Here is a 23,658-nt window from a genome sequence, read left to right on the forward strand (position 1 = left end):
ATTATTCATATCTAAACAATGCAAGGAGGAGAATTTTTAATAAAAGATCAAAAAGCAAACGAGGTTTTTATACCTGAACAGCTTAATGAGGAACAATTGATGTTCCGCAGCATGACCATTGATTTTGTAGAACAAAAAATTTGGCCGATTGTAGCCAAAATAGATAAGCAGTTGCAAAATCCGGAACTCATTCCCGGCCTGTTAGACGAAATTGGTCAATTAGGTATTTTGGGAGCCGGAGTGCCCGAAGAATATGGGGGCATGGGCGTTGATTTTAACACCGAAACCGTGTTGAGCGAGGAGCTTGGCAAATCTCTTTCGTTTGGTGTGGCAGTGGCCGCCCACACGGGTATTGGCACCTTGCCAATTCTTTATTTTGGCACCGAAGAGCAAAAACAAAAATACTTGCCCAAACTTGCCAGCGGGGAGTTGAAAGCCAGTTATTGTCTTACCGAACCGGGCAGTGGGTCGGATGCATTGGCGGCAAAAACAAAAGCTGTTTTGGATGGAGACCAATGGGTGCTAAACGGTCAAAAAATGTGGATTACCAATGCCGGATTTGCTGATTTATACATCGTTTTTGCCCAAGTGGATGGCGACAAATTCACTGGCTTTATAGTAGAAAGAAACACCCCAGGATTGACTCTGGGAGACGAAGAAATAAAACTCGGAATTAAGGGTTCAAGCACCCGTCAGGTGTTTTTCGAAAATGTGCGAATACCAAAAGAAAACTTACTTGGCGAAATAAGTAAAGGACACAAAATTGCCTTCAACGTGCTGAATATAGGCAGGTTTAAATTGGGTGCAATGGTAATGGGAGGTTGCAAAAAATCCATTGACATTGCCATAAATTATGCCAACGAACGCCAACAATTCGGACAACCCATCTCCCAATTTGGAGCCATCCAACACAAGTTGGCCGAAATGGCCATAAAGGCTTATGTCACCGAATCGGCTACCTACCGCTTGGCCGACTTGATAACCAATAAAATTGAAGAACTTAAAAAAGAAGGTCTTAGCAAGGCAGAAGCCAAATTGAGGGCAGCCGAGGAATACAATATTGAATGTGCCATTCTTAAAGTGTTGGGCAGCGAATCGCTTGATTTTGTGATTGACGAAGCAGTGCAAATTTTTGGTGGAACGGGCTACAGCGAAGAATATCCTGTGGCACGTATGTATCGCGACTCGCGGATTAACCGGATTTTTGAGGGTACAAACGAAATTAATCGAATGTTGGCCGTTGGTCAGGTGCTAAAAAAAGCCCTAAAAGGAGAACTTGATTTGATGACTCCTGCTATGAAAATTCAGGAAGAATTGATGTCTATTCCCGATTTTGGCGATGACGATGAGTCTGAATTATTCTTTGCCGAGAAAAAAGCCATCTCCAATGCCAAAAAAGCCATTTTAATGGCAGCTGGTGCAGCGGCACAAAAGTTTTTGATGGAACTGGAAAAACAGCAGGAAATTTTAATGAATTTAGCCGACATGGCCATCGAAATTTTTACTGCCGAAAGTGCCCTGTTGCGGACAGAAAAATTAATTTCCATGCGGGGTAAAGAGGCCGCAAACCTTCATGTATTGATGGCAAAAACGTATTTGAACGATGCCTTAGAACGAATTTATTTAGCTGGAAAACACGCACTTTGTGGTTTTGCCGAAGGCGACGAACTGCGAATGATGTTGATTGGTATGAAACGGTTTACGAAATACGAACCTTTTAACACCATAGCCGCCCGAAAAGCCATTGCCGCCAAAATTGTGGAGGAGAATAAGTATCCGTTTTAAGAAAATTGTATTATGGATATTTTAGAAGCAACTAAAAGAAAAATAAAAGCCGTTGCCGTTCTTGGTTCCGGCGTTATGGGCAGCAGGCTGGCTTGTCATTTTGCCAATATTGGGTTAAAAGTTTTTTTGCTCGATATTGTTCCGTTTGATTTATCAGATGAGGAAAAAAACAACCCGAAAGCTCGTAATCGCATTGTAGAATCATCATTGGCAGCCGCCCTAAAATCGAACCCATCTCCTGTTTATAATACCAATGTGGCCAAACGCATCAGCACTGGAAACTTTGACGACAATATGCATTGGATTGCCCAATGCGACTGGATTTTGGAGGCAGTTGTCGAGAATTTGAAAATAAAAAACGAGGTTTTTGAAAAGGTAGAAAAACACCGAAAACCCGGTACGTTGATTACCAGCAACACCAGTGGTATTCCCATTTCGATGATGCTTCAACAGCGGTCGGAAGATTTTCAGGCTCACTTTTGCGGAACACATTTTTTCAACCCTCCCCGCTATTTGCGGTTGTTAGAAATTATTCCTTCGGAAAAAACCCATCCGGAGGTAACCCAATTTTTGATGCACTACGGTGATTTGTTTTTGGGCAAAAAAACCGTTTTATGCAAAGACGCTCCGGCGTTTATTGCCAACCGAATTGGCGTTTTTAGCATCATGGCCATTTTTCATTTGATGCAACAAATGGATATGACCATTGAGGAAGTGGATGCCGTGACCGGACCTGTTTCGGGCAGACCCAAATCGGCAACGTTTAGAACCTCCGACCTTGTGGGTCTTGACACGCTGGTAAAAGTGGCCACCGGAGTAGCTCAAAATTGTCCGAATGACGAAGCAAAGGATTTGTTTAACATTCCTGAATTTCTTCAAAAACTAATTGAAAACAACTGGTTGGGCGACAAAACCGGACAAGGTTTTTACAAAAAATCGAAAGATGCCAACGGAACCACCGTTATTGAAGTTCTCGATTTAAAAACCTTTGAATACAAGCCACAAACCAAACCTCGGTTTGAATCAATTGGTGCTGCCAGAAAAGCAGATAGCGTAAAGCATCGCATTAAAATTTTGGCCAAAGCAAATGACAAGGCCTCTGGTTTTTTGAAAACCCTGAACCAACAGGTTTTGGCTTATTCCAGCAACCGCATTCCGGAAATTGCCGACCATTTATATCAAATTGACGATGCCATGCGTGCCGGATTTGGATGGGAACTCGGCCCTTTTGAAACATGGGAAACGCTTGGGGTTAGAACCGTTTTTGATGCTATGAAATCGGCGGGCGTTACGCCCAACGGTTGGGTAGAGGAAATGTTAGACTTGGGTTTCGAAAACTTCTACAAAACCGAAAACGGAGCTCGTTATTTTTACGATATTCAAACCAAAAATTACCAAATTATTCCCGGTTCGGAAGAAAATATAGTGTTGGACAATTATCGGTCGAACAAGCTGGTGTGGGGCAATAAAGGGGCTAGTTTGCACGACATTGGAGATGGCGTTTTATGCCTTGAGTTTCACACAAAAATGAATGCCATTGGCTCCGAAATTTTGCAGGGCATAAACAAATCTATCGACATTGCCGAGCAAGATGGTTGGCGAGGATTGGTTATTGGCAATGACGCTCCCAATTTTTCGGCGGGAGCCAATTTGGCCATGATGCTGATGTTGGCCATCGAGCAAGAATATGATGAACTGAATATGGCCATTCGCTATTTTCAAAACACCGTAATGCGACTGCGATATTCAGCCATTCCCGTGGTGATGGCTCCGCACGGCATGACCCTGGGTGGTGGTTGCGAAATGAGTTTGCATGCCGATAGCACCGTGGCAGCCGCCGAAACATACATTGGTTTGGTTGAGTTTGGTGCAGGACTCATTCCCGGAGGTGGCGGCACCAAAGAGTTTGTGGTGCGGGCATCTGACAGTTTTTATAATGGCGACCCTCAGTTGCCAACATTGCAAGAGCGATTTACCACCATTGCCACCGCCAAGGTGGCCACATCGGGCTATGAGGCATTTGATATTGGCGTGTTGCATCGCGACAAGGATGAGGTAGTAATCAATCAACAAAGGTTGATAGCCGAGGCCAAACGAAAAGTTCTTGAATTGGATGCCGAAGGCTATGTTATGAAACCACAACGCGAAGATATTTTGGTATTGGGAAAAACGGCTTTAGGAACACTCTATGCCGGAATAGAAGCCTTTGGCGTGAGCGGTTTTGCCACTCCGCACGACCAAAAAATGGCTCGAAAACTGGCCTTTGTTATGGCCGGAGGCGATTTATCGCAGCCCACCCACGTTTCGGAACAATATTTATTGGATTTAGAGCGGGAAGCCTTCCTCTCTCTTTTGGGCGAACGAAAAACCTTAGAACGTATCCAACACATTTTAAAAACTGGAAAACCGCTGAGGAATTAGGTGGCTTTTCGTTGATGATTCTACCCTTGAAGGTTTATTGGCAAGTTTTATTAATATTTGTATGAAATAATTATGCCTTCTTCAACTTCCTATTCTTTTATATCTCGCAACGAACATAAAATGCTCGATTCGTGTGCTGTACATAATGAAAATATGCACAATAGGGTGTTTGTATTGGGCATATACGGATGTTGTGTGCAATATTAAAACGTCGAACATATTATGATTATAGGAATATTAAGTGGACTAATTTTAATTACAATTCTTGGAGTGATTCTAATGAAGAATAAGCTCGCAAAAGGAATAATGATAGCCTTTAGTATAATCCTTATTCTAGTTACAGGCGGACTAATTTTTTTGAATTATTTTATAAGTGCACTTGCACCTCCAAAAGTGAAAATTACGACAAATTACATTTCAACTAATAATGACTTTATTAACGGAGTGACAATTGAAATAATAAAGGTTGACTCTATTGGGAGCGAAAATTATCCCGTAAAATATACTGTGACTTATTTGACAAGTTGCCACATCGTCCATCCTGAAGGAAAGCCGCCAAATCCACCTGACAAAATATATTTTAGTAGAGAAGGTAAATACTGGTGGACAGAAGAAAACGTAAATATTCATTTTATTCATAAAGGATTATCAAGAAAAACAACTGATTCAAAACACAGACCAGTTAGGAGCATGGGTGGAACGAAATTAAAGACTTGTCCGTTAAAATTTGAGAAAGAAAAGTGGTACTATATTACTATCGGAGACCCAAAGGTGACAGGAATATTTTTTTACATTGACAAGAATGGAAAAGAGAAACAGTATTATTTAACAAGTGGCATTTCTCCAATATGACAGAAAAATACTGCACACAACAAAAGTAGCTGTTGCACAACTACCCTCAACGCTATTTTAGATTTTTACCTCAAAAACAAAACACAATTAACTCACTGATAATAAGAAGATTAAAATTACAGCTTTTTTGAAATAGTTGAAAAATAGAGTTACTTTTGAGTTGTGCAACAGGCACAAAAGCTATATGTAATGCGGGGTTCGGTGGGTAATTCAATCGCAGTTCTTCGTTGCAACACCGCCAATTCGTCTTTGACGATTTGGCTATAAAAACAATAATATGAATGAACGAATTGGCTCAGTGGCACCCTGACAGTGAAGCATTTCAAAGTCCCGCACTCCACATAGCCCAACCGTTATCAGCAAATGAAGAAGATAAATGGCAATAGAATTAAATCCATATCATAAAATTGAGAATCAGAATTTTATTTCTGAAGAGATAAGAATTACACCAGAAGTTTTTGAAAACATCACATTCATTAATGGGAAAATGGTGCTTTCATTTGAGAACTGCAATTTCAAAGAAATATCAATTTTTAATGACACAGATATTGATTTTAAAGACATTTCAATCTCCTTCACTTATTGTCTTATTAATAGAATCAAAATTAGAGAAATAAAGACTGAACAAATCAATCTTCATTTTCATGGGTGTATAATTGAAGGAAACATTGATAATGGCACAATAAGAAACGTAAGTTTAAACAATTGTATAATCCCAAGTCTTTTTCTTCAAAATTTAAATCTTGTCGAAATATCATTCACAGAAGAAAATATCTTCATTAGAAAATGGATAGCACTATGCAGACGAACTGATTTCAAAAATATAAATGATGTATTGGGTTTTAAACAATCGATATACATTAATCACGTAAAAAAGGTATTCATTCGAAAAAACCACAATAAGACAAAAAGGACAGGAATAAAAAGAGATGACTATCGGCGAGATATGATAAAATTCTCCTTAAGCAAAGAGCAAAAAAAACAACTAAATATCAATGTCAGCATCGACTTCTCAAAACAAACAGATGAATTATTAACTATAAACGATAGTATACTAAATTCTTTGTCATTAACTGGAACTGCAGAAGGTAAGGTCACTATAGAAAATACAAGAATAAACAACATTTATATCCATGACTACAATTCACTAAATGAGACATTTTTATATAACATTTCACCTTACTTAAAAGCATCAAAATTTGAAATTAGAAAATCTAACATGGACAACACTTGGTTTGACAATATCGATTTCAATAGTTACAAAATACTATCCTTTTATAGAACAAGATTTGCAAAGGCATCATTTACATCGTGTAACTTCCCATCGGACAATTTGACATTTGAAAAATTCAAAACTCTCAAAAACATTCACTATCCGGACCAAAAACCACAAAACTATTTCAAAGATCAATATGAGACATTTCTCCAACTTCGTAAATCATTGGAAAATAGTGGAAATTACTATGAAGCTCAAAAACTCGGAGCAATTTCCAAAGAATCACTAAGAAAAATAGCAGGTTTATCTTATTGGGATAAATTTATTCTTTGGGTAAGTAGATATTCTAATAACCACGGATTATCAATCAAAGGACCTTTTGTATGTATATTAATTTTCTCTATAATTTTTTATATTATCTATTTGATGAGCTTAGGAAGAATATTTATTAGTACAAATTTTGATTGGAATTTAGTTGGATACTATTTTTCATTTTTAGATTTGACTCATAAAAAGGATTTTCTTGTGCCTAAGACAGAATTAAATGGTTGGTCAGTAACAATGGATTTTTTGAATAAAGTTATAGTTGGTTTTTTTATTTTTCAATTTATTTCGGCATTTAGAAAATATTATAAAAAGTAGCACCAGCTGATAACAATAGATAAGAAGTAATAGCTTCTTCGTCGCTACTACTCTTATCATCATCCGTTATAAGCCATAAAAGAATGTCAAAATCAATTAAGATAGCACTTTATTTTTTTGTTCTCTTGGAGTTTCTTCATCTTGGCGGAATTTTTATATTGAAAAAAATACCAATATATGGGCCGACGGATTTCAAAGATGTTTTTGTGATACCCCTTGTATTGTCAATAGGTTATTATTTCTTGCTTTTAGTTAAGTGGAAAATCAACAAGGGAGTGCTTTTAGGAACATTGCATATAGTGCTTTGGTCAACCATCTTAATTATCAGCTACATATCTACAAAACCTAAGAATTGCATTGACTGTGAGTCAGCTGAATGGTTTCTGGAAGGGATAACGGGACTTATTTGCTCACTATTCTTAATCTTAAAACATTCAATTTCTCAAATATCGATGGGGTCGGAAGCTAAATATGCAGTGGAAACCTTCCTGATTAATCTTCTCTTAGTCGGGTTCTACCTATATATTATTGCAAACCTTGCAAAATATATTGAATTAAAAATCAATATTCACTTCCTTACAGAAAATAAGGGCACAAACTCTAAGTAGAAATTGAAGGTAAAATAAAATTGCTCTAATCAAGTAGGCGGCTCTCGCCATAAATGAGGTGAATAAACCTCTCGCACCATCTTATCCGAGCTTCCTCCCCAGGCGAACAAGTGCAGCTTGCACCTTTCTTTGTGCAACGGGTGGCTAAAAATTTTTCGACAAACCACTGATATTATCATTACCCTTGCCGAACTAAAACTTAAACAACTTCAAATATTGGTCAAACACAAATATTCGATTTCGGTTTTGCCCGGTCATTTCTTCAAGAATAGAGGCTTGAACAAAATCGTTTACCATATCGTTGGCGGCTTTATAACTCAAACCCAACAATGTCTGAACTTGAGTTACTTGAATTATTGGGTTTTTAAAAAGTTGATGCAACAGCAGGTTTGCATTCGCTGCTTTTTTGCCAAACTGTTTTGGCAGTCCTATTTCTAAACTTGTTTTTAGCAAAAGTATTGACGAAAGCGTTTCTGTTGCGTTTTCTGCAGTTTCTGCCACCCCGACCAAAAAATATTTAAGCCACTGAATCATATCATTTTTGGTTCGCACAAATGTGAGATTGTCGTAGTACAAACCTTTGTTTTTTTCGAAATATGCTGAGAGATACAGCAGTGGTTTTTCTAAAATTTTTTGTTCTATTAAAAATAGGGTAATGAGCAATCGGCCAATCCGCCCGTTTCCGTCTATAAAAGGGTGGATGGTTTCAAACTGATAATGAGCAATTCCAATTTTTATCAATGCGGCAATTTGATTTTCGTCGTTGTTCAAAAATTTCTCTAAATCACCCATTAACTCTGGTATCAAATCCTGACTTGGAGGAATAAATACCGCATCTAACAAGCTGCTGCCGCCAATCCAATTTTGACTGCTTCGGTATTCTCCTGGCATTTTATTTTCACCTCTTACGCTGGTAAGAAGGCTTTTATGAGTTTGTTTAATAAGCCGAGAAGAAAGCGGAAGACTGCTTAGTTCTTCAATTGCCTGATTCATGGCTTGTATATAGTTGTTTACTTCTCGCCAGTCATTTTTTCTTTCGGGTGCGATATCATTTTCATCCAATAAGGCTTCGTCCATTTGTGTTTGAGTACCCTCTATTCTGCTTGAAACCACGGCCTCTTTGGTAACGTGCAGTTGGATAAACAAGTCAATATTCGGAACTAACCTTGCAAAAGAGTTAAGCTCCCCCAATTTAATTGCAGCCTTTTCAAGTAATGTGTTTATTGTTTGATTTTCCCATTTCCAAGAATTGTTTATAAGAGATGGTGCAAAAAAACGATACCCTGTAGGATGCTTTTGATACAATCCGGCATGAAAATTCTCTAATACAATCATTTTGCTTCCAAGATTGGAGCAAAGTAACATAAAAATTTTTATATTTTACTTTAAGCCCATCAAAGTAAAATAAGAATTTTTATATTTTACTTTAGTAGCATAAAAGTAAAATATACCGACCTTTAGCCGCAATTGGAAATATTGGCTGTTTTTAACCCCGTCAGTATTTCCCGAAGGGGACTCTTGATGACCTTAAAACACTTCGAAATACTTAACCATCACTTCTTTTTATGAAGTTTTTTAAATTTGCCGTTAGAGGCACTTGTGAAAAAGGACTTCTATGGAACGGAGACGTATTAAAAACATCTGGCTTAAGGAATGAACAAATTAAAAATCATATTTTTAAGTGTAATAATTACTCCTCTAATGATTTTAATTATCTATTTGCTTTGGAGTTATAATTACTACAAACCTGGAGAAAATGACTCATTCAATTTGAAAGTTGGTGAGGAATTTTCTGTTAAACTCTATGAAAATCCTTCAACGGGATATTCTAATTGTGTGTTGAATGAAAATTCTGTTGGTTGTATTGAAAAAGTCAAACAATACTATGAACCTGACTGGAATCCATTTAAACAGGATGGAAAAGGCGGAGAGCTAATATTAAAATTTAAGGCAGTGAAAACAGGAATCGATACCATAAGAATAAGCAAATGTCCGACAGGCAGGGAACACAAAACTTGTAAAGATTACAGTGTAAATTCCTCTCAAATTGATAATGAATTTTATGTTTTGGTGGAATAGAAGGTGACACTATGAGATAACCTTGAGCAGCACGTTAATGCATCTTTCGATGCAGGTCAGCATTATTTAGGGTTAGTCATGAACAATTTTTCTCTACTTCCCTTCACAAAAAAATGCCAAGTCTCCCGACTTGGCATGTGACTAAATAAAAAGGTACGAAGTAATATTTAAAAAAAATTTGTCAGTTAACGCCCGCTGCCAGTTTGTTTACCACCTCTACCCATCCGCCCGGCTCGGTGGCCAGCACACTGTGGTCGTACATATTTTCTACCGAAATGGTTGGTTGAAAAAAGGTGCCGTTGTAGGTGGCTGTTAGCGGAACTTCAATGGTTTTGCTCAAATCTCTGTTCAAATCGAAATAGGTGTATATCCTGTCATCTTTGATGTCTTGATAATCCACCCCTTCCAAATCACCAAACATGCGGTTGTTTTGTATTTCCCAACCCGCCGGAACCATAAAACTCAATGCCAAATCTCGCTGCTCCATGTAGCTTTTGTTTTGCACTGTTATTCGGGCTTTAAACTCTGTCCCTTTCGGAATTTTATTTGGGTCGAGCCGATTTCCTTCATAATCAAAATAGGCCACATTTAGGCTCATTTTATTGCTGATTTTGGTAGTGTCGGCTTGCATTGGCACATACGATTTTACCACTCTTACAAATAACATATTCGACCCCGTGTTGCTTATTTCCAACGTTTGAGTCGTTCTTGCTGCATTATTAGCCAACACCTTGCTGTACATCGGTTTGGCGGTTGCTATTTTATCAGAACTATTTTGATGATTAACCACAAATTTCATTTCGCCGGTAGCGTTGTTTTTCCTGTAATATTTCTGAATTGCAATTAAACTGTAGGCGGTTTCTTGGGTGCTAAGCCAAGAGCTGGATGCCAAACTTTTTGCAATTTCTTTGGCCAACATGCCTGACTGATTTTCCTTGTTTAAAAGTGTCAACGTCTCCAAAATCATGGCTTTATCCCTTAATTCCGAGCCATAGGTGTAGCCATGCGAAGCATATTTATTCGGGGTTATTTCCACCTGATTTATTAAATTTTGAGCCACTTCGGGCATTCCGGCAATAGCATAAGCAGCAGCCAATCTCCATTTGGCAGTACCACTCAAGTTGGGCATTTCTCTAAAACGATTCATTGCCGCTATTTCAGGCTTTCCGTTTAGTGCCAGAGTGTAAAGTCTGTAGGCTTGTATCAACTGGGCGGATTCATCGGTGGAGTTATAACTTATGGCTCGATCTTTTTGATAGTTTGCCCAGTTTTTCATAAAATTGGCATCCACCTGATAGCCTTTATCTTTGGCCAATACCAAAAAATGACCGGCATAGTTTGTTCCCCATTCATTTTCGGTGGATGCCCCCGGCCAATAACCGAATCCTCCGGAGTTGGTTTGAAACAACTTTAGTCGTTGAATGGCAGCCTGAATATTTTGAGAAGCCTTTACTTGCTCATTTTCTGTTAAGCTAAGCAATTCATTTACAAATAGTTGTGCAAAAACGGAACTGGTGGTTTGCTCCACACAACCATGCGGATAGCGTAGCAACTCATTTAGTCTGTGGTTTAAATTTAATGGCGGCAAGGCCGATACCTCCACAATGGCCATATTGGTGCCATCAATACCCGAAAGTTGAATTTGTGTACTTAATTTTTTGCCTTTTTCCAAGGCAAATTCTTGCACGTCTGTAACCCGTGGGTTTGGTGTTCTTATCTCAATTTCTATTGTTTGTGTGGCTATTTCGTTTCCATATTTAGCTGTTATTTCCACTTTGGCAATACCCACCTTTTCGGCCACTCTGGCTTTAAAGAAAACGGTTTCGTCTCCTTGTTGTGCAAAATCAATGGTTTTAGTAGTGCTTCCATCAATCGTAAGATTATTGGATACTTTTACATCTACTTTCACTTGCTTTTTACCCTCTGTTATAGCAAAAACCGTGGCCGGAATTTCAATACTCTCCCCCGGACTAATTACCCGTGGCATGGTGGCCAGCACCATAATGGGTTTTTTAACCTTTACCGATTTCTCGGCTTTCCCATAGGCATTTTCTTGTCGTGCAATTACCATTACTCGCACAGCACCAATATATTCCCCCAACTGCAATCCGTGTTTTACAGATTGACCAGGGTTTAAATGGAATGGCCCTAAAAACTTTACAGTGGGTTTAAATCGATTGGCTTTGTGTGCCGATTCATCTAATGCTCCGGCCTCGTCTCCTCCTACACTCAACACATTGCCGTATTTGCCGGCATAGCCACCCATCACGTCATCATACAAATCCCAAGTTTTAACTCCCAATGCCTGTTTTTGATAGAAATATTCCCACAAATCGGGGGTTGAAAAATGTGTCAAATCCAGTAAACCTTCATCCACTACCGCCAATGTATAAGTCATTGCCTTTCCATTTTTTTCGCTTACCGTTATATTTTCTTTTCTGTCCGGTCTTATTTCGTCTTTTACCGTCAAAACAGGGTCGAGGTGTGTATTTTTGTCTTCCACACTAATGGGTAAAATTCCATAAAGTCGCATGGGCAAGTCGTTCTCTTCATTTTTATAGCTCTGCAAATAGCTGACATGCACATATACATTAGGAGCCATTTCTTTGGTAGTTTTAAACGTAAAATGACTTTCTCCACTGCTACCATCCACCCAAAACTTTTTCAAAACCGATGTGCCATTTTCGATACACACCAAAGCCTTGCCAGAGCTGCTGCTTGGTATGGTTATTTGCACCGTTTCATTGGTGTTATATACCGTTTTGTTGCTCGATAATTCGATGGTTTTGGCTTGATCTGTTTTATTTCGATTTGTTCGTCGCCAATAAGGATAATCCACATAAAACAACGAGGAACTTGTGTGGTTTGATTTTAAATCTTTTACCACCATAACAAACCGACCCCAATTTGGATATGGCAGTTTGAAAGGAACATTTGCAATACCGTTTGAAGCAGTCGTTAAAACAGTATCTATCGCGGGCATCAAACTGTTGGATTGCATGTAGGCAGTGGCATCGCCATTGTTATCCCACCACCATCGCCAGTCAATTTTATACACCTTCACTTCCAGCTTTGAACCACCAATTGCATCACCTTTGTTAGATACATTGGCTATTCTAAAAACATACTTTTTGTCGGTTTCCAACCATGTATCATCATCCGTTTCGGGCATTTCCAAACCTGCATAACTGTCGAAAGCCATGAACGGATAGGTGGCATAATCCTGACTAAAATTGCCTCCTTTTTCGAAAACTTTGGTAAGCAAATCGACATTTAATGTGCCATTACTCCGTTCGTTTAGTTGCATTTTTGGTGCAAAAACCACCTGCCCGTTTTCGTCCAAATTACCTTCCGAAAGCAATACTTCTTCTGTATTTCGGGCCTTTGTAAAATCCTCAAAATTGAATTTTTTAAATTTCTCGAAAATGGTTTTTGTTGGTCTAATTCTCGCCTTCACGTTATACGCCAATCCCGGCGATTTTGCTCCGTGCAGCCACTCTGAAGTAATGGTAATCTTGTTTTCTTTGCCCCTTTGCAGTACGTCATTCAATACCGCTATTTTTAATTTTAACCTATTTGGTTTAACGGTTTCGATGGCCAATGTTCGGTAAAATGATTTTCCGCCAACGGTTACTTTGGCCGAATAATTTCCGGTGATGGCCGAGGCCAGTGTAGCTGTTCTAAAATCATAAATTGAGCCTACCGAGTGGATTTTCACACTTTTCTTTATTACCTGTCCATGAGGGTTTGACAATTCAAAAGAAACGGGAACATTGGCAGGTAGTTGGTTGTTTTTGTCTTCCAAAACAAAGCAGACATAGATGCTATCTCCGGGTCGCCACACACCTCTTTCAGTATAAATTTTCCCATTAAATCCTTCATTTATTACCCCGTCAACTTCAAATTTGGAGGTGGAATTATTTCTTCCGTCGGAAATTTTTAAATACCCTTTTTGTTTACCACTTGAGGCCATAACTAAATAAGCATCGTCGGTATTTCCCACAGTGGCCATACCCATTTGGTCGGTGGTAGCCGATTTTAACTTGATGTTTTGGTAATCAAAAAATTCCACTTTTACATTGGCCATTGGCTGTGCTGAAGCAAGATTATTTACAAACACATGGGTTTTACCGTCATTTCCTTTTTTGGCAATTATACCCACATCCGATGCCAAAATATTTCGTGCAACTGCTCCAGAATAATAAAACGAATTATCGCAGGGGTAATAATTAATCAGGTTGTAATTGTTGCCGCTGTAGTAGTGATAATACATGGCATCATCGTCTATTGCATGGTCTTCTTCCCCTTCCGAACATTCAAAAAAAGTGTAGCTTCTTCTAAAACCAATCATCACTCGGTAGATGGCTCCAGGCTCTTTTTGAATGTATTTATTGATGTTTAGCGTATATCGAACCCATTCGTTTTCGAGTGGTTTTTTGTTTTGATTTAATTCTACTTTGCCTTCATAAATTAATTTCCCTACTCTTTTTAGCTCGCCATTTTCTTCCAAATCGTTTATCTGCAAAAACTGCGGTATGTTTTGTTCATGAATTCTGAAAATCCAAACATCAACGGCTTTTAAGCCCATTGCTTCAAACGGGAAAACTACTCCTTTGGCATCTGGCACAATGGTTCCGGCACCTACCATGCGAAGTTTGGGTTTGGGTTTTTCGAAATATACTTCTCGTATCAAATCGTTTTGCAATGTTTTTCCCGCATAGTTTTTTATGGATTTGATAAATTTTAACCTATGTTCTCCTATCAACCCTTTTTGAGGAAAAATGGTCATTTTGTTTCCATTTACTTCATAATTTTCAATCGACTGACTATCGAGTTCTACCAACCCAATAAAACTTTGCATTTCGCTCAAACTTTCCGAAAAAAAGACATGTATTTTTTGGTCGGGTTCATTAATAATTTCTACTGTTTCCACACGGAAAATGCCCATACCAGGCACCAACACTTCGTTTTTTAGTTGCGTTGCACACTCCATTGGTTTTCCGTTTAGCTCCAGTATTACTTTACCCATCTCTGACCCTCGTTCTAAACTATCTATTTCAAATCGAAATTTTTGACTGCCAACCTCATACCAGTCAATTTTTTGACTTTTTCCTTTGTATTGTGCAGTTAAACATTGCTTTATTGTTTCCAGATTTTCATCATCACTTGTGGTAATTTCTCCGGTTAATTTTCGCAATTTGGGGTTGTTGTCAGCATAGGTTTGCAAACCACTTACGTGAAGGTTTATTTCTGGTTTTTTTGTTTCGAACCTAAATGGAAAACGCTTCAGGTCTCTTTTTACATTTTTGATTTCACCATAATGAAAAACGGCTTGATAAACAGTGCCTCTTTTGAGCTTTTCATTGGGTTTGAATACAATGGTTCTATTATTCCGCCATTCGGCAGTACCTTTTATTGTCGGTTCAAAATCGAATAATTCTGTGGGTTTTATTTTGTCCTTTTTATTGTCTTTTACGGCTTCGTTCAGAACAATGATTATTTCCGCATCGCGTTCAACAAAACCTGTGGTGTAGGCCGATATGTGATTAATAAACTCAGGGTTGTAAACCGGAAATTTTTTAGAATTGGTGCAGGCCGAAAAAATGCCGACCAGCAATACGATAATTTGAATCTTTGAACGCATAGCAAAACTCTTTTTTGATGGTTCAATTTTAAAACCATGCGTTTTGCCAGTTGGCCAAATACTATTTACCGTATTGGCCTATTTATTTTTCGCATTAAAACATCAATTTTTTGGAAAAACGGACTTATAGCCTTGATAAGCGTCCATTTCCGATGGCCTTTGATAGACCTATTTGAAAAAAAACATAACTATCTTTTACACTTGGATTTCCACGGCGAGAGCCAGCCGGATAGGCATCATTACCTCGGTAACTGAGCTTTGAAGCAAGGGTATTTTCGCTTCCGGTAAGTTTGTAAAAATCTGGATAATTACTGCTCACATCATCAATATAATCGGTGGTGGTGTATCGATAAACTGCCTCTAAAAAAAGAGTTGTTCGGCTGCTAAGTCCAAACCGAAATCCCCCACCTACGGGCAGGCATGCTGCCACAATAGAATAGGTTTTTGAATTGGGAATTAAACCCTGTCCTTCTGTACCCACCTGCCTAAGATTGTATTTTTTACCTTCGTATTTGGTGGTTGGGTTGTAATAAAAAAGTCCGGCACCCAAAGCCACATAATATTCCACAAAGCTCTTTTTATTATTAAATTTAAAATTTTTGTACCACAATCGGGTTTCGGCTATAACCGATGCTTCGACAATGTTTGTAGAGAATTGAAGGTTTCGAGCGTGTTGCCATATTTTGGCCGACTTGCTGTCGTCTTGGTTAATGCGGGTATAGCTCAATTGGCTGTTTATGGCCAGCCAGCCCAAAATGTTTTGCTTAATACCAATGCGAACCACAGGCCGCAGGTTTTTCATATCAAATTCATCGGTTCCAAACGAAGCTCCACCAAGTTGTTTGCCACCCATATCGCCAAAATAATGACAAGTTCCAATTCCGTAAACTGCTTCTTTCTTCCATTTAAGGTAGGTGGTTTGAGCATGGCAAACGCCCGATCCGCTTGCAAAAATTAGAAAAACACAAAGCGTGTTTTTACTAATTTCCCTTAAAAACCTTTTTTGTATAAACCTCACCCGACTCAAGAATAATTTGTACAAAATACACGGATTTTGAAAGGTTTTGAGTGTTTATCAAAAAACCATTCTCCACAGCAGTATTTGCATTGTCCAAAATTGTTTGTCCCATGGCGTTTATAAGGTTTACGGTTTTTATTTTTTGATTTGATGTGGTAGAAATTTCCCAATTTCCTTCTGCTACGATGCTTATTGAAACTTCGTCTTTTTTGTGTTGAGCAATTCCAACGTCTCCTTTTTGTACCTCCAAGTCCAAAAACACGGGCAGGTGGTCGCTCATTTCGTAAAGTGCTGTAGCCACTTCGGCTGGCACACTATTGTTTGTGGGGTTTAACACATCACCATTAAACCTGCGGCTATCTTGCCCCAAGGCAGTATAACTTCCGTTGATATATTTTATTCGATATGTATTGTTTTTTACCTCTTTACCAATCAAAACAAAATCGAATCTATCATCCATACCGCCACTGCTAAAGCAGCCACCTCGTGTGTCGCTGTTATGAGTGCTTTGGGTGTGAAGGTTTGCATAATTGCTGTTGTTATTCCAACCGCCTGGAGCATCTTTGGGGTCGTAAAACCGAATATCTGCCACGCTATGATTGGTAAGGTTTTGGTAGCATTGCTCGCTGCTTGACTGAATATTGAAATCACCCGTAAAGAAATAACTATGGTCAAAATGATTGTTTTTTAAATAATCCATGGCTGCTTCCGTCATCTCGGCTCGCTCCGTTTGGTCGGCACTAGTGCTTCCAGCTTTTAGATGGGCTACAAAAACCGTCATAAAAACAGTATCGCCTTTGGCTAAATCAATCGGTCGATTTACATAAAGCGTATATGCATCCACCACCCGCACAAGGTTGGCTCCGCTCAAATTTTTTGATATAATTTCCTGATTGTGCAACACCAATTTTTGCTTGTTATAAAAAAGCATATTGGTCAAGCTGCTAAAACTATTGTTCGTAAATTCGGCTTGCTCAAAATGGGTTACTCCGTTTGTATTCAATGCGTTGGTCAGAATTTTATTTGGGTTTAACCAATTGGCTCCCATTTCATTTACGGTCAAAATGTCGGGCTTTGCATGTGCAACAATGGTTTCTAAATATCCGTCCTTTTTATCGGCATTGTTGGTGCTGTTTGTGCATTGTGCCGTAGAGTTTCTGTAGTTCAAAAGGTTATAATGCATCAACCTAATGGTGTCGGATTGTGCCGCAGTTTGAAATGCCCACATGCACAAAAGACATACAATAGCTACTAATTTTTGCATACTGCAAATTTATTAGGCTCGGCCGAGGTTTTGGCCATGGTTTAGTAATAAATCCACAGTAAAATGGATTTTGAACTATTGTCGATTATTTTTTCTAGTTCTTTTAAAAAATTGGGTGAAACCGTTGGGCAACCTTCGCTCTGGCAAATGCCCATGGTTTGCTCTTCGTCGGGTACGCAACTGTGGCCATGCAGCACCACAAATCTATCAAAGGCATTGCTGTTTGATTCTTCTAAGCCATATAGTTTGTATGCGGTTCCGAATTTTCCAGTATATTTTCCTCCAACTTTATACTTGCCAAGCGAGGAGCAATTGCTGCCCGGTTCGTTGCTAAAAGCCGGTTTTGAGTTGTAAAAATCTTGACAGTGCCCGTGTGTCACCAAACCACTATTTAGCACAGAATCGTGGGACAATGATGCCACAAAAAAGCGTTTTTTGGCAGACTTAATTCTAAGGTTAAGCATGAAAGCTACCGTAGTGTCAAACCCGTTTTTCTTACAATAATCTTTGGCTTGGGCATATTTGCTCGAATCTATTTTTGCTAATTTTATTGGAGCATTAGTTACACTGTCTCTTGCAATATCGGCTTCATAAAAATCTTTATTTTCTGATGAGCCACACATCAGCAAAACCATCGACAAAAGTAAAATTGATGACAATTTCATTACACTATAAACTCTATGTTTCAATGGCTTAGTATCGGTCTTGAAAAAATTAATTTCATTGCTTCAAAATCATTTTATAGTGCTGAATTCCTGCTTCTTCAAATTGAGGCTCGATGGCCTGAAATCCATGCCTGGCGTACAAATTCATGGCGGTAAGTTGTGCGTGAAGGTAAACATATTCTTCGGTAGGCAAATCTGCCAAAACAGCTTCCACCAGCTTGCTGCCCACGCCCAAATTTCTTGACTTTTTAAGCACAGCAAACCGCTCAAGTTTTATTCCGTTGGGTGTTTTTCTCCAACGGGCTGTACCCACCGCTTCATTATTAATTTGGGCAATAAAGTGCGTTGAACTATCCTCAAATTCATCGTATTCCAATGCCGGATCTACCTTCTGCTCCACCACAAAAACCTCGTTTCTTATTGAAAAAATTTGTTCTTTTTCGGCTTGGGTTTCTACTTTTTTTATTCTTATCTCCATTAAACTTCAAAATTAATACCCATACGAAAATTTATCGAGGAGTAACCATAATATACCGGGAAACATAAAAATTAAATCTCCCCAAAACCGATAGAGTTCATTTTCTTTAAACCTCTCTTCTTGAAGCCAAATAATAAGTAAGGTATTCATCATCAATAAAATAGGAATTGTAACTACCATTTTTATGGGTTGGTGAAAAGAAAACAGCCATATCATAAATGAAAAAAAGGCGGCAGTTAGTAAATACAAAATGGTGTTTCTCGTTTTTTCCTTTCCCCAGCGGGTGGCCGCCGACTTCAAACCTCCGGCAATATCATTATCATAATCGTAATATGAAAACAAAATAAGGTTTGTAAAATTGATAAAAACCAAGCAAATAAGAAGAAATACGGATGCTATGTTGGTTGAAAGATTTCCCGCTATTCCGGGCATAACAGCCATACCTACACAAGCTATCGTGGCCACAAAAAGTTCTTTTAACCAGCTTATTTTTAGGTATTTAAAATAGTGAACAAATAAAAAATATGCGATAACTAATGCCGCCACCAAAATACCTGCGTAAACAATTTTTATCGGCAAAAAGGCCACGGTAAAGAAGGCATTAAAAACCACCAAAGCTGCCACAATAGCCAATATTGGTTTTTGATACTCAAAATGAATGATATGCCTTATCGACGTGGCTTTTTCTTTCATTTTATTTCCATCCAAAATATGATCAATACTATAAATTACCCATATAGTTGTGGCCAAAACCCAATAAAACGAAAAAGGCAATTGTGCCCGAAAAAGTTTGCCAAAGAAAAAGGATGTGGACACCGACCCAAACACCACCAACAAACTAAAACAGTTTATAAACTCTATTGAAGAAAGCTCCGAAATTTTCCTTTTTTGCGGGGTTTGAGGCATTGTTTTTTTGTTCTAATCCAATGATGAAGAAATTGTTTCGCGACAATGTTATCTAAATATAGTTTAAAGAACGAATTTTTTTGTTCGAGTTTTGACACAAAAACTAAGAGGTTGTTTTACCTACAATTGCCCGACTGTTGGCATCTTTGTCAAAACTAATTAAAAAACAATTTGCAAAGCGTAAACCGGACATTATACAATGCCGTTTCTCAAATTATTAGTGAGGCAAAAGCTACCGTTTACCGCTGCACCAGCACTAATTTGCTTAAAATGTATTGGCAAATTGGTAAACTTATAATCGAAGACGAACAGCAATGACAGATGCGGGCAGAACATGGCAAAGCTGTTTTGAAACAACTCGCACAACAGCTTACTGTTGAATTTGGAAAAGGTTTTGATGAAAGTAATTTCCGCAATATGCGTAATTTTTTTTCTGCCTTCGATATTTGGTACGCAGTGCGTCCTGAATTGAGTTGGATAACGAAACTAAATTAAGCCTCGGCAACCACCTCTTTCACCTGCGGATATACCCTTTTGATGCTTTCTTCGATGCCCGCCTTCATGGTGATATGACTGATTTCGCAGCTGCTACATGCACCCAACAAACGAAGTTTCACTACATCATTTTGTTCATCAACCGATAATAACTCAACATCGCCTCCATCGGCTTTTAAAAAGGGACGAATAGTGTCTAACGCCTGTTCTATTTTTTCTGAAATTTCGCTCAAAATAGTGCTTTTACGGCTCGAATTTACGCTAAATCATCTATTCCTTCCAAACTTAGCAAAAAGGCATACTCCAAAGCTACTTCCTTAAATTGCTCAAAACGGCCACTTGCACCACCATGACCAAAGTCCATTTCGGTTTTTAAAAGTAAAATATTGTCGTCGGCTTTCATCTCACGCAGTTTCGCCACCCATTTGGCTGGTTCCCAATATTGCACCTGACTATCGTGCAAACCTGTGGTAACCAGCATATTGGGATATTTTTTTGCCTCTACATTGTCATAGGGCGAATAGGATTTAATATACCAATAATAATCTTCTTCTTTTGGATTGCCCCATTCGTCAAACTCCCCTGTGGTAAGCGGTATAGATTCGTCGAGCATGGTTGTAACTACATCAACAAACGGTACAGCTGCTATTACCCCATTCCACAATTCAGGTTCCATATTAATAATGGCACCCATAAGCAAACCACCTGCACTGCCACCCATAGCATATAAATGTTCTGGTGATGAATAATTATTTGAAATTAAGTGCTTTGCACAATCAATAAAATCGAAAAAGGTATTTTTTTTCTCAAGCAATTTTCCGGTTTCATACCAATTTCTGCCCATTTCTTCTCCCCCTCTGATGTGGGCAATGGCAAAAGCAAAACCTCTATCCAACAAACTCAACCGGCTACTGCTAAAATATGGGTCAATACTGTGGCCGTAGCTTCCGTAGGCATAGAGCAATAGGGGCGACTTAGCATTTTTTTCAAACCCCTTTTTATAAACAATAGATATGGGTACTTCTACTCCATCACGTACACTGGCATATAATCTCTCTGATTGATATTGACTCTTATCATATCCTCCAACAACTTCCTGCTGTTTCAGTAGTTTTCGCTCACGATTATTCATATTGTAATCGTAAGTGCTTGATGGTGTGGTTAATGAAGTGTATCCGAACCTCAAAATATCTGTCTTATATTCCGGATTTGTACTGGCCCCACAGGTGTAGGTTTCCTCGTCCATGGCAATGTAATGTTCGCTGCCTGTACTCATTTGTCGAACTCTGATATGGGTTAATCCCTTAGTTCGTTCTTCCAACACCATATAGTCATCAAATAGTTCAATGCCTTCTAAAAGTGTCTCTTTTCTGTGCGGAATTACCTCGTTCCAAAATTCTTTTTCGGTATTTTCAAGTCCACATTCCATCAATCGAAAATTTTGAGCATTCCAGTTGGTCAGCACATACCATTTATCTTTAAAATGCGAAATGCCATATTCCAATTTTCGTTCTCTCGGATGAAATATTTTAAAATCTCCATACGGATTTTCGGATTTAAGATATTGATATTCAGAAGTTAAAGTGCTTCCACAAGAAATAATAATGTATTCTCTCGATTTGCTTTTTGATACACCTGCATAGAACGTTTCGTCTTTTTCGTGGTAAATCATTTCCGACTCATCCGTTTCCAAATTATACCGATGAATTTTATCAGAACGCAAGGTTTGTGCATCTTTGGTGGTATAAAATAGGGTTTTGTTATCAGCAGCCCACGTGCCGCCTCCGGTAGTGTTTTCAATGGTTTGAGCCAAAATCTTACCGTTTTCAAGGGTTTTGAAATAAATGGTATAAATCCTGCGGCTCAATTTATCTACGCCAAATGCAAGAATTTTGTTGTCAGGACTTATGCTAAGGCCGCCAACTTGATAATAAGCGTGTCCTTCTGCCAAGATGTTTACATCCAACAACGTCAACTCCTCCGAATCCATATTGTCTTTTTTCCGACAATAAATGGGGTATTCTTTACCTTCTTCAAATCGAGTGTAATACCAATAACCATTCAGAAAATAGGGAACAGATTCATCCTGCTGTTTAATACGACCCACCATCTCGTTATACAAATTTTCTTGTAAACCCTTGGTGTCAGCCATTACGGCCTCCGTATAGGCATTTTCTTCATTCAAATAATTTATAACCTCCTGATTTTCACGATTGTTTAACCAATAATAATTATCTATACGCACATCACCGTGCATTTCCAATTCATGAGGTTTTGGGAGGCAAATTGGGGGTTGGGCAGCGTTTTTTCGCATTTTAAAATGTTTAAGTGGCAATATTAGTCAAAGCAATTTTGTGAAGTAATAAAAAGGCTAATCTTCCAAGAATTTCATAAAGTTTTCACGATGCACAATTTCCACTTGTGCATCATAATTTTTACTAAAAGTTTTAGATATTTTGACTTTTGTCTTTGGATTCCACTTTAGCTCAAATGCTCTAAGAGTTGCCCCTTCCTGCTCTATCAAATCAATTTCCTGCATTTGTGTTGTTCGCCAGAAATACAATTTGGCATAGGTGGGTTTGTATCGAATATATTTAAGACGTTCGGCAATAAAGTAGTTTTCCCACAAAGCCCCGACATCATTGCGAAAAGAGAGCGGATTGAAATTTTGAATTAACGCATTTCGTACGCCGTTATCATAAAAATAAAATTTCTTTCCCCTTCTAATTTCCGTTCGCTCATTGCCGCTAAAAGCCGGAAGCTCAAACAAAACGTATGCTTGCTTTAGCAAATGAATGTAATTTTCAACGGTTTTATTGTCAATTCTAAGCAAATTACTTAGCTCATTGATGTTTGCTTCGCCGCCTATCTGCAACGCCAATGCTTTTAGCAATTTTTCTAATTGATCTGCTTTTCTAATGTTGGTTAATGCCAAAATATCTTTGTACAAATAGCTGTTTACAATTTCGTTCAACACATCAATTTCTTGGCCTTCACGGTTTAACACCTCTGGATACGAACCATAAATCAATCGGTTTTCGAGTTGAAAAAGAGCATTTACAAAACCCAAATGGCTACTCAACTCTTTCCAACTCAATGGGAATAGCTCAAATTGCCACTTTCTTCCTGTCAAACTTTCGGTTATGTTGGTGTTAAGTTCTAAAGCCGATGAACCACTTACCAGCAGTTGAACATCCTCAATTTGGTCTATTATTATTTTAAGCGTTGTGCCAATATTATTGATGCGTTGGGCTTCGTCCACAAACACTAATCTATGTTTTGCAATCACCCGTTTTATATTTTCAAGCGAATTTATTTCGAACAATTGCCGTGTGGCCGCATCATCACCCGAAAGAAAAAGATGGTTTTGGTTGCCAATAATTTGTTTTAAAAGCGTTGTTTTTCCCACCTGCCTCGGCCCGATGAGCATTATTGCCTTTTTTGGATTTAAAAAAGACATTATTCTTGGTTGAATATCTCGAACAAACATTTGGCAAAAATATACTTAAATTGGAGTATAATCCTAAAAAAACATAATTAAATTGGATTTTAATCTAAAAATAATTATGTTTTTTTTGGATTATT

General features: G+C 38.3%; 18 protein-coding genes. 8 read left to right on the forward strand and 10 right to left on the reverse strand.

From position 1 onward, the window contains the following. Nucleotides 1-18: 18 nt before the first annotated feature. The 5 genes from H6607_09255 to H6607_09275 all read left to right on the forward strand — a co-directional run bounded on the left by H6607_09255 (nucleotide 19) and on the right by H6607_09275 (nucleotide 7,524). Nucleotides 19-1,785: an acyl-CoA dehydrogenase family protein gene (locus H6607_09255; GenBank protein ID MCB9262547.1), complete on the forward strand. Its 1,767-nt coding sequence runs from the start codon at nucleotides 19-21 to the stop codon at nucleotides 1,783-1,785. Between the two features lie 12 nt (nucleotides 1,786-1,797). Beyond that, nucleotides 1,798-4,206, forward strand: a complete 2,409-nt coding sequence (locus tag H6607_09260) for an enoyl-CoA hydratase/isomerase family protein (protein ID MCB9262548.1) — start codon at nucleotides 1,798-1,800, stop codon at nucleotides 4,204-4,206. Between the two features lie 222 nt (nucleotides 4,207-4,428). Further along, nucleotides 4,429-5,058 (forward strand): hypothetical protein, encoded by a 630-nt coding sequence (locus H6607_09265; protein ID MCB9262549.1) that lies wholly within the window; start codon nucleotides 4,429-4,431, stop codon nucleotides 5,056-5,058. A gap of 376 nt (nucleotides 5,059-5,434) precedes the next feature. Then, a complete protein-coding gene (locus H6607_09270) occupies nucleotides 5,435-6,916 on the forward strand; it encodes a hypothetical protein (GenBank protein ID MCB9262550.1) in 1,482 nt (493 codons plus the stop codon). Nucleotides 6,917-6,999: 83 nt separating this feature from the next. Beyond that, a complete protein-coding gene (locus tag H6607_09275) occupies nucleotides 7,000-7,524 on the forward strand; it encodes a hypothetical protein (GenBank protein ID MCB9262551.1) in 525 nt (174 codons plus the stop codon). A gap of 192 nt (nucleotides 7,525-7,716) precedes the next feature. Here H6607_09275 and H6607_09280 read toward each other — a convergent pair whose 3' ends face one another. Next, nucleotides 7,717-8,859 carry a Fic family protein gene (locus tag H6607_09280; GenBank protein ID MCB9262552.1) on the reverse strand — a complete coding sequence of 381 codons (1,143 nt, stop codon included), beginning with the start codon at nucleotides 8,857-8,859 and terminating at the stop codon, nucleotides 7,717-7,719. 318 nt (nucleotides 8,860-9,177) lie between these two features. Between H6607_09280 and H6607_09285 the strand changes: the two genes are divergently transcribed. Continuing rightward, nucleotides 9,178-9,603, forward strand: coding sequence for a protease inhibitor I42 family protein (locus H6607_09285; protein MCB9262553.1), 426 nt, complete (start codon nucleotides 9,178-9,180; stop codon nucleotides 9,601-9,603). A 181-nt stretch (nucleotides 9,604-9,784) separates the two neighbouring features. On the opposite strand, the gene H6607_09290 is transcribed toward H6607_09285, so the two are convergent. The 6 genes from H6607_09290 to H6607_09315 form a co-directional block, all read right to left on the reverse strand. Next, nucleotides 9,785-15,247 (reverse strand): Ig-like domain-containing protein, encoded by a 5,463-nt coding sequence (locus H6607_09290; GenBank protein ID MCB9262554.1) that lies wholly within the window; start codon nucleotides 15,245-15,247, stop codon nucleotides 9,785-9,787. 124 nt (nucleotides 15,248-15,371) lie between these two features. After that, the gene (locus tag H6607_09295; protein MCB9262555.1) at nucleotides 15,372-16,265 is read right to left on the reverse strand and encodes a hypothetical protein; all 894 of its coding nucleotides are present in this window, start codon (nucleotides 16,263-16,265) and stop codon (nucleotides 15,372-15,374) included. Then, a complete protein-coding gene (locus H6607_09300; GenBank protein ID MCB9262556.1) occupies nucleotides 16,228-17,529 on the reverse strand; it encodes a T9SS type A sorting domain-containing protein in 1,302 nt (433 codons plus the stop codon). Before H6607_09300 ends, H6607_09295 begins: the two co-directional genes overlap by 38 nt. A 41-nt stretch (nucleotides 17,530-17,570) precedes the next feature. Next, nucleotides 17,571-18,194 (reverse strand): murein L,D-transpeptidase catalytic domain family protein, encoded by a 624-nt coding sequence (locus H6607_09305; protein MCB9262557.1) that lies wholly within the window; start codon nucleotides 18,192-18,194, stop codon nucleotides 17,571-17,573. 55 nt (nucleotides 18,195-18,249) lie between these two features. After that, nucleotides 18,250-18,672: a GNAT family N-acetyltransferase gene (locus tag H6607_09310; protein MCB9262558.1), complete on the reverse strand. Its 423-nt coding sequence runs from the start codon at nucleotides 18,670-18,672 to the stop codon at nucleotides 18,250-18,252. Nucleotides 18,673-18,684: 12 nt separating this feature from the next. Further along, nucleotides 18,685-19,578: a hypothetical protein gene (locus tag H6607_09315; protein MCB9262559.1), complete on the reverse strand. Its 894-nt coding sequence runs from the start codon at nucleotides 19,576-19,578 to the stop codon at nucleotides 18,685-18,687. Between the two features lie 171 nt (nucleotides 19,579-19,749). Between H6607_09315 and H6607_09320 the strand changes: the two genes are divergently transcribed. Both H6607_09320 and H6607_09325 read left to right on the forward strand, forming a co-directional pair. After that, nucleotides 19,750-19,896, forward strand: a complete 147-nt coding sequence (locus H6607_09320) for a hypothetical protein (protein ID MCB9262560.1) — start codon at nucleotides 19,750-19,752, stop codon at nucleotides 19,894-19,896. A gap of 3 nt (nucleotides 19,897-19,899) precedes the next feature. Further along, nucleotides 19,900-20,073, forward strand: coding sequence for a hypothetical protein (locus H6607_09325; GenBank protein ID MCB9262561.1), 174 nt, complete (start codon nucleotides 19,900-19,902; stop codon nucleotides 20,071-20,073). Here H6607_09325 and H6607_09330 read toward each other — a convergent pair. The 3 genes from H6607_09330 to H6607_09340 are packed head-to-tail and all read right to left on the reverse strand — an operon-like array spanning nucleotide 20,070 to nucleotide 23,563. Beyond that, entirely contained in the window at nucleotides 20,070-20,309 is a 240-nt protein-coding gene (locus H6607_09330) for a NifU family protein (GenBank protein ID MCB9262562.1), read from the reverse strand. The genes H6607_09325 and H6607_09330 overlap by 4 nt on opposite strands. A gap of 20 nt (nucleotides 20,310-20,329) precedes the next feature. Beyond that, nucleotides 20,330-22,387 carry a S9 family peptidase gene (locus tag H6607_09335; GenBank protein ID MCB9262563.1) on the reverse strand — a complete coding sequence of 686 codons (2,058 nt, stop codon included), beginning with the start codon at nucleotides 22,385-22,387 and terminating at the stop codon, nucleotides 20,330-20,332. A gap of 57 nt (nucleotides 22,388-22,444) precedes the next feature. Beyond that, nucleotides 22,445-23,563 carry an ATP-binding protein gene (locus H6607_09340; GenBank protein MCB9262564.1) on the reverse strand — a complete coding sequence of 373 codons (1,119 nt, stop codon included), beginning with the start codon at nucleotides 23,561-23,563 and terminating at the stop codon, nucleotides 22,445-22,447. Nucleotides 23,564-23,658 lie beyond the last annotated feature (95 nt).

The sequence above is a fragment of the Flavobacteriales bacterium genome, from assembly GCA_020635395.1.
In the GTDB taxonomy this organism is placed as follows: domain Bacteria; phylum Bacteroidota; class Bacteroidia; order NS11-12g; family UBA9320; genus UBA987.